General features: G+C 71.5%; 6 protein-coding genes. 4 read left to right on the plus strand and 2 right to left on the minus strand.

Going from position 1 to position 7,983, the window contains the following annotated elements; translation table 11 throughout:
• Positions 1–17 precede the first annotated feature (17 nt).
• Genes AB0F10_RS27755 through AB0F10_RS27765 form a run of 3 tightly spaced genes read left to right on the plus strand, consistent with a single transcriptional unit; the run spans position 18 to position 3,848 of the window.
• A complete protein-coding gene (locus tag AB0F10_RS27755) occupies positions 18–1,238 on the plus strand; it encodes a hypothetical protein (protein ID WP_360631136.1) in 1,221 nt (406 codons plus the stop codon).
• Positions 1,239–1,264: 26 nt separating this feature from the next.
• A complete protein-coding gene (locus AB0F10_RS27760) occupies positions 1,265–1,999 on the plus strand; it encodes a hypothetical protein (RefSeq protein ID WP_360631139.1) in 735 nt (244 codons plus the stop codon).
• Positions 2,000–2,030: 31 nt separating this feature from the next.
• Positions 2,031–3,848, plus strand: coding sequence for a DUF4157 domain-containing protein (locus AB0F10_RS27765; RefSeq protein WP_360631142.1), 1,818 nt, complete (start codon positions 2,031–2,033; stop codon positions 3,846–3,848).
• Between the two features lie 158 nt (positions 3,849–4,006).
• Here AB0F10_RS27765 and AB0F10_RS27770 read toward each other — a convergent pair whose 3' ends face one another.
• On the minus strand, positions 4,007–4,852 hold the full coding sequence (locus AB0F10_RS27770) for an HAD family acid phosphatase (protein WP_360631145.1): 846 nt from the start codon (positions 4,850–4,852) through the stop codon (positions 4,007–4,009).
• Positions 4,853–4,882: 30 nt separating this feature from the next.
• Positions 4,883–7,183 carry a histidine kinase gene (locus AB0F10_RS27775; protein ID WP_360631148.1) on the minus strand — a complete coding sequence of 767 codons (2,301 nt, stop codon included), beginning with the start codon at positions 7,181–7,183 and terminating at the stop codon, positions 4,883–4,885.
• Between the two features lie 136 nt (positions 7,184–7,319).
• Between AB0F10_RS27775 and AB0F10_RS27780 the strand changes: the two genes are divergently transcribed.
• On the plus strand, positions 7,320–7,983 hold a 664-nt coding region (locus tag AB0F10_RS27780), incomplete at its 3' end, for a response regulator transcription factor (RefSeq protein WP_360631151.1).

The following is a 7,983-nucleotide window of genomic DNA, read 5'->3' on the forward strand; positions in this document are numbered from 1 at the left end:
GAGAAAGGACGCGGCCGATGAGCTCGACGGACTGGGACGGCAGGCGCATGACCGACCTGCGACCGCCCCGCCGCAACCGCTACTTCTACGGGCAACTGATGGACGTGCGCCGCTTCTCGATGGAGCAGCAGTACGCCCTCGCCGAACAACGTCAGCTGAACCGGCTCGTACTCGGCCCGGGGGTGGTGTGCGGCCTGGGCGTGTCGGCGATCCAGGCCGGATCGGAGCGCGGACTTCGGGTACGGGCCGGGGTGGCGACCGACGGGTGGGGACGGCGGATCGTGGTGCCCGACGACCACGATCTGATCCCGCTCGGACTCAGCCGCGAGCACGGTGTCGGCTCGGGGGAGGACGGCGCCGCATTGCCGAGGAATCTCGTCGTGCGCCTGTGTTACCGGGAGTGTCAGGCCGAGTTCGGGCCCGCGTTCGTCCCCGATCCGGTCTGCGACGGCCTGCAGCGGTGCGAGGCGGGCACCTGGATCGAAACGTACGACCTCGACGTACGCGAAGGCACGGCCGACGATGTCACGCACCCCTGCGATGCCGAGATCAAGGACCTGCTCCACCGAGGCCGTCTCCACGAGGCGCTCTGCGCACTCACCGCCGCCTGCGCCACCGCGCCGGACGACCCCTGCCTGGTGCTCGCCCGGGTGACCGTCGAGGACGACGGCTCGCTCACCGTCATCGACTGCGCACCACGCCAGGTCGTGCCGACCAACCAGGCGTTGCTGCGCCTGATCGCCTGCCTCGCCGAGCGCATCGAGGAGTGCTGCGGCACGCCGCCGCCCACCGGCGAGTTCCTGGCCGTCGAGGCCGTCGCGCTGTGTTCGGTCACCCAGCCGCTGGTCAGCTGGTCGACGCCGAGCGCCGTGCCGACGGTCGGCCGCGGCCGGGAGGCGAACGCGTTCGAGGTCCGGTTCATCAAGGCGACCGCCGACCAGGCGACCGCCGTCCCGGGCAAGACCGTCCTCGCCCGGCACAACGGCACCCCGCTCGGCGGCGGAACGATCACCTGGCCGGCGGCCAACCGCATGCGCTTCTCGGTCGAGCCGAACCTCTTCGAACCCGGCGAGTACGAGATCGAGCTGCGCGGCGACCACCCCGCCGTGATGTCGCTCGCAGGCCCGGCCGGGCAGCCGCCGCATGCCCTCGACGGCGACCCGGCGGGACCGACCTGGCCGAGCGGCGACGGGATTTCCGGCGGAAACCTCGTGTGCAGATTCGTCGTCACCGACTGACCCGCAACCCGCCAGGAGGATCCGCGATGACCACCGTCAACCACGACATGGGCGAGACATTCGAGCGGCTGCGGTTCTATCCCCGGCAGCTGATCAGTGCCGACGACCTCAACGACGAGCAGGAGTACCACCGGCAGAAGCTGCGCGAGCACAATCGCCTGCTGCACGGCTGGGGCGTTGTGTGTGGCTGCGACGTGCAGGCCGCACCGACCGGGGCGAAACCGTGGCAGGTGCGGATCTGCGCCGGGTATCTGTTGACGCCGCAGGGGGACGCGGTGTCGATCCGGGCGGAGGTGCTGTTCGACCTGGCCGACTGCTTCCTGCAGAGCAAGGATCCGTGCGCCTTCGCGAGGCCGTGTCCGCCGGTGACCCGCCGAACCCTCGAGCAGAACACCGTCTACCTCGCCGTTCGTTTCGTCGAGTGTCAGAGCCGGCCGGTGCGGACGGCGCCCGCCGGCTGCTCCTGCGACGAGGACGGCTGCGAATACTCCCGCATTCGTGATGCGTACGAGTTCTGCTGCCTCGCCGAGCTGCCCGAGACCCACAAGCAGCCGGCGCCCGACTGCGGCACCCTGCTGACACATCCCCGGCTCGTACCGTGCCCGGGTTGTCCCCAGGACCCGTGGGTCGTCTTGGCGACGATCGAGCTGCCCGAGTCGCCCCGCACGGCGATCGAGCAGGTGGATCCGCTCCAGAACCGGCGTCAGCTGTACGGCACGGCGCTGCTCCAGGACATGATTCAGTGCCTCGACGGCCGCTAGCCACGGGCCGGCGCGGGGATCGGGAGCGGAGATGACGACACCGGGCCACGACCGGGCACAGCAGCAGGATCAGGCCGCGCTCCAGGACCATGCCTGGCGGCAGGCGGGTGCCGGACCGGCCCGGATAGAGGGCCCGGACGAGCGGCCGCCGTCCTCCGCGGCCCTCGAACGCCTGCAGGCGACCGTCGGCAACCACGAGGTCAACCGGCTGCTGCGCGAGGACGGCGGTCATCAGCTGGACGACGATGTCCGCCGCCGGATGGAGGAGCGTGCCGGCGCGGACTTCCGCGACGTGCGAATCCACGACGATCCGTCGTCGGCCGAGCGCGTTCGGGCGGCGGGTGCGGTGGCCTTCACCGTTGGATCCGACATCTATTTCGCGTCCGGCCACTTCCGTCCGGACACGCCACGCGGCCGGCGCCTGCTTGCCCACGAACTGACTCACGTCATGCAGCAGACCGCGGAGATCGGGACCGGGGATGCGAACGCCGACGCCGAACGTCAGGCGGAGGCGGCCGGGGTGCACGCCTCGCCGGGCGCGGCCGGGTTGACCGCCGGACCGGCCGGCGTTCCGCAGCTGGCGGAGGAGCCGCCCGCCGAGCCGGATGCTCGCCCGCGGGTCGCCCCCGCCGTCACGGCGGATCTCGCCGAGCGGATGAATGAGATCTTCAAACGGGTGAGCCTCAAGACCCGGGAGAGCCTGCGTCGGAAGACGCTCGTCATCGGCCAGATCATCGACGATGAAGGCACGCCTCGGCTGGTCTACACGTGCAACGACGACTGGAACAACAAGCAACTCGAGAGCGTGGCCGGCGAGCTCGGGATCGTGCGCTGGAGCGGGCTGCGGGAACGCACCCGCGACGGCAGGCGCGGTGCGCACTGGCACGGCGAGCAGATCATGACGGGGATCGCTGCCGAGAACGGGTACCAGGTGACGTCCATGGCGGTCTCCCGAGAGGCCTGCGATGACTGCCTCGCTGAAACCCGTCAGAGCGCGGACTGGGACATCCAGGTGGTGGAGGTCGTGCCGCCGGGGCGGCGAAACGATCGCAAGGCCAAGGGCGGCTCCTCCGGGGGCAGCTCGCCCGCACGGGCAGGCTCGGTACCGAGCGCCGATCCGCAACGGTCGCAACCGTCGCGAAGGCGTGCCGCACCGGTTCCGTCGACCGATCAGGGGGCCGAGCGGGCGCCGACGGCACCCGCTGAGCCCGCACCGGCGTTCGACGAGACCAGGCCGATACCGGTCGTCGACAGGCCGATAGCCGACAAGGCCGTGAATTCGGCGGCGGGCGGATCGGGCGGCCCGGCCGTCCGGCCCGACCGCTCGATCCCGCCCCCGCCTCAGGAGGTTTCGTCGTCGCGCCCGTCACCCGCGGGCGGAGGTGGGCGCGAGACGACGGAGACCATTCCGGATCGTCCCGCGCCCAGCATGTCCGCGCCCGCGCCCTCGCGGGGTGCCGCGGTGGCCGGTGCCCTCGGCGAGGGGGCAGCGATCGCCCTGCCGCTCGTGATCAACGCCGTGTCGGCGTGGGGCGCGTCGCGAGAGGCAGAGGAGACTCTGCGGAGCCGGGCGGGCGAGATCGACGCGCTGCGTACGCCGGCCGCGGGCGTGCTCATCGTCATCAACTTCCGGGAAACCTGGGCGCCGGACCCCGGAACCGGTATCCGGCCGACCACGTTCGAATCGCTCTATCCGGTCGGCGGGTTCTCGGATCTGGATCAAGCCCGCAAGGCGGTGGAGGGACGGCCCAGCATGTGGTGGGGCGGCAACCCGTTGTCAACGCCTCGGCAGACCTTTGTCTGGATTCCCCCGAGCACCGCTGAGCCCACCATCGCGCCGCTCCGGTGACCGGGGCGATCGATACGACCGCGGGCCACCCCGATCGGGCGGACCCCAGGTGCTCGCATCGACCGCCGGCCGTGTCGACGATCAGCCGCACCGCCAGGGGTGCGACCGCAAGGTTCACCCGGAGACCGGGCGTCTGAGCGACGCCCGGTCCCGTCCCGTCAGGGCAGGAAGTAGTTCGGGTTGGGCAGCTTGAAGGTCCGGTCGGCGTGGCCGCCCTTCAGGTCGCTGTACTGGTCGCCGAAGTTCGCGACGATGTTGTAGCCGAGCGACTCGATGTGCGCGCGGGTCGCCGACTTGTAGTGGATGGTGGTGCACTTGCCGCCCGGGTCGTCCGCGCACGCGGTCTTGAGATAGTCCGGGTAGGCGGTCACGTCCGGCTTGGTGAACAGGCCGTCCTCGCCGTTGCCCAGCGTCGTCGGCTTGGGGAATCCGGCGTCAACCCCGACCCCGTCCGCGGTGAGGTTGCCCAGGGTGGCCTCCTCCTGGGCGGTTCCGCGGCCGGTCAGGTAGAAGACCGCGTAACCCTCGCGTTCGGCCCTGGTCGCCATCCGCACCATTCCGGGTACGGCCGGGAACTGCTGGCCGAGCACGTAGGCCGCGTTCGTGGTCGGGTTGAACGCCCAGTTGCTGGCGATCTCGTAGTTCCAGGTGGCCAGCGAGGTGTCGTCGACGTCCAGCAGGATCGCCTTGGTCGCCTTTCCCCGGTACCGCAGGTGGTCGAGGTATCGGGTGCCGGCGGCGGCGACGTGGCTCGCCTCCTTGGCGTAGTTGCCGTCCGCGGCGAACTGGCCGGTGCCGAGCGGGTCGCCGTAATAGTTGCGGAGCTGCTGGCGCAGGACGTCGATGTTGGTGACGTCCCTTTCCGAGTGCGGGGTGCTGGTGATGATCGCCGGCTGGGCGGTGACGGTGGACGCGGCGTATCCGATGCCGGCGCCGCCGAGGGCCGTGACCGACAGCGCCGCGATCGCGGTGACGCCGAGCCGCCGAGAGAACTTCAGAGACACGTTGCCTCCCGATAGTCGTGAATGATGCTCTCAGGCGGAACCTAGACCCAACCCGTCACGAACGCGCGGTCGGTACCGGTTGGCGCTGATGCCGGAGCCCGGAACGGGCAGGCGGCAGATCACCCGGGTGCCGGCCGGCGCGTACGGGGTGATCGCGGCGGTGCCGCCGAGCTCGGCGCAGCGCTCCCTGATGCTGGTCAGGCCCATGCCGGGGCGGTAGTCCGGCGGCAGGCCGCGGCCGTTGTCGCGTACCTCGACGTGGATGTCACCGTCCCACCAGATTCGGACGTCGCAGACGGACGCTCCCGCGTGGCGTACGACGTTGGTGAGGGCCTCGGAGACGATCCGGTAGGCGGCGACCTCGACCGCCGCGGGCAGGCGGTCGGCGCCGAGGGTGCAGTCCAGGTTCGTGCGCACGCCGCCGCCCAGGCCGGCCACCATTTCGCGGACCGCGGCGTCCAGCCCGAGGTGGTCCAGGATGATCGGGCGCAGCCCGTCGACCAGCCGGCGGAGGTCTTGGATGACCGAGCGGTGGATCTCGGCGAGCTCGGCGAGGATGCGGGCGGCCGCGCCGGGGTCGGTGCGGAGCAGGGAGCGGCTCAGTTCGAGGCGCATCGACGCGGAGGCGATGGTGGGGCCGAGACCGTCGTGGATCTCGCGGCGCATGCGGCGGCGCTCCTCCTCGAGCATGGTCACCCTGCCCTCCAGGGAGCGCTGCAGCCGTGCCGCGAGCAGCAGGCTGTGCGCGGTGGCGCCGACCTGCTGGGCGAGGCCTTCCAGCAGGCGGCGGTCGGAGGTTCCGAACGGCTCGCGGTCCGGCCCGGGGTCGAGTATGAGGCGGCCGATCCGCTCGCCGTCGTGGACGAGGTCGATGGAGGTCGGCGTCGGCCCGGGGCGGCCGTGTCCGCTGGAGACCAGGTCCAGGCCGGGCATCTCGACCGCGGCGTGTGAGAGCCGCAGGGTGCGTACCAGGGTCTCGACGAGCTGGTTGAGCACCACCTCGGCGGATTGCGCCGACCCGAGCCGTTGCCCCAGCTGTCGCAGCACCTCGTACGGATCCTCGCGCTCGCCGTAGACGAGCCGGCTGGCCACCCGGCGCAACGCGGTGTGCGCCGCCGAGAACGACAGCGCCATCACGAGGGCGATGAGCACGGGTACGGGGTGCAGCCGGGTGTCGAGGCCCGCGCTGATCGCGGCGGCCGCTGCCAGGTAGGCGAGGATGAGTCCGGCGGTCACCAGCCCGTATATCAGCGAGCGGCGCAGGATGATCTGGATGTCCCACAGCCGGTAGCGCAGGATCGTGGCGGCCTGCAGCAGCTGCACCGGGACGAACATGAGGGTGAAGTAGTCCCAGCTGATCAGCGGGCTGCCGGCGACGAGCTCGGGGATGCGGCCGAGCAGCAGATAGCTGATGGCGATCGCCGCCACGCCGTAGCTGATGAGTCGCATCCGGTGCCGCTCGACCGGGTCGCGGGCGAGCCGGTAGCTCACCACGAGCGCCGCCAGCACCAGCACGGGGTAGAACGCGGCGGCCGGCACCGACACCGAGACGAGCAGCCAGGAGCGCCGCAGGCCGGCCGATCCGGGCAGCAGCACCGCGACGGCGCCGGCGTAGGCGAGGAACGGCACGGCGAAGCCGGACACGACCAGCCACGGCCGCCGGCGCAGCACGGGCCACGGCCGGGGGAACGAGGCGGCGAACAGCAGCATGAACGCCCACACCAGGCAGTTCGCCACCTCCGCGACGGTGGTGACCCACAGCCGCCCGGTCGCGACGTCGATGACTTGGGTTCCGTACCAGATCGACGAGGCGTAGCCGACGAACTGCAGCACGCCGAGGCTGTACAGCGCGATCGCCGCCGGGTCGCGGGGCCGTCGCGCGATGAGCAGCGACCCGAGCAGCATCGCCATGGCGACGTAGGGCAGGCTGGCGGCATGCCGCCCGACGAGCGTCCAGAATGGATAGCCGGTCAGCGTCACCGGTACGCGGATCCGCGACCCGCCGCGTGTCACGTCGTAGACGACCTCGTCGCCGATGCGGGGTGCCTGCCCGTCGGGCGCGGCGGTGGTCAGGGGGCGGCCGTCGACGGCGGTGACGAGGTCGCCGGCGCGCAGTGGCTGGTCCGCGCCGACGGCTTCCCCGACCACGACGGCGCCCGGCTGCCAGGCGTGTGATGCGGTGGAGACCACGCTGCCGTCGGACGGGTGTCCGGCCCGCGCCGCCCAGAGCCAGCCCAGCGCGAGCAGGCAGCCTGCGAGCGCGGCGACCATCCGTACGACCCGGGCGCGCTCGGCGTGCGGGCCGGTGGGTGGGGTGTCGGTGTCGGCCATCGCTCCTCCAGGAGGTCATCGGGCCGGGATGGTTCAGAGTCGGGGCGGTATGCCAACATCGTTGGGGCAGCGCCACTTACGCACGCCTGGAGGACTCGTGAGCGAGACCGGCCCGGACGAACGCCTCCTACGCGTATTGATCGCCGACGATCACCCCATCTTTCTCGCCGGGATGAAGCTGACCCTGGACAGCTACCCGGGTCTGCGGTGCGTCGCGGCGGTGTCCACGGGCGCGCAGTCCGTTCAGGTCGCGCTCGCCGAGCGTCCGGATGTCGCCGTTCTGGACATCAACATGCCTGATCTGTCCGGTGTGGTGGCGGCCCGGGCGATCGCCGCGGACGCGCCCGGCGTCGGTCTGCTGATGCTGACCATGCTCGGCGACGACGAGTCGGTGTTTGCGGCGTTGCGGGCGGGCGCCCGCGGTTACCTGCTCAAGGGGTCGACCCCGGATGAGGTCGTCGCGGCGATCCGGGCCGTCGCCGGGGGCGGCGCCCTCTTCGGGCCGGGCATCGCCGCGCGCATCGTCGACTACTTCACCGCCGGCCCGGCGGTGTCCCGCGAGGTGGCCGTCGGGGCGGCGCCGCTGCCCGCGCTGTCGGAGCGCGAGCGGGAGATTCTGACGTTCCTCGCCGACGGCGAGTCGAATCCGGCGATCGCCGGCCGGCTGAATCTGAGCCCGAAGACCGTACGCAATCATGTGTCGACCATTCTCGCCAAACTGCATGTCGCCGATCGCCGCCAGGCCATGCTGCGCGCTCGCGACGCGGGCCTGGGGGGACCCCCCGCACGGGGTGGGCGGG

The sequence above is a fragment of the Actinoplanes sp. NPDC026623 genome, assembly GCF_040638275.1.
In the GTDB taxonomy this organism is placed as follows: Bacteria; Actinomycetota; Actinomycetes; order Mycobacteriales; family Micromonosporaceae; genus Actinoplanes.

Coding starts and splice junctions, on each gene's coding strand:
- AB0F10_RS27765 (WP_360631142.1), top strand. CDS start 2,031: ATGACGACACCGGGCCACGACCGGGCACAGCAGCAGGATCAGGCCGCG.
- AB0F10_RS27755 (WP_360631136.1), top strand. CDS start 18: ATGAGCTCGACGGACTGGGACGGCAGGCGCATGACCGACCTGCGACCG.
- AB0F10_RS27760 (WP_360631139.1), top strand. CDS start 1,265: ATGACCACCGTCAACCACGACATGGGCGAGACATTCGAGCGGCTGCGG.
- AB0F10_RS27775 (WP_360631148.1), bottom strand. CDS start 7,183: ATGGCCGACACCGACACCCCACCCACCGGCCCGCACGCCGAGCGCGCC.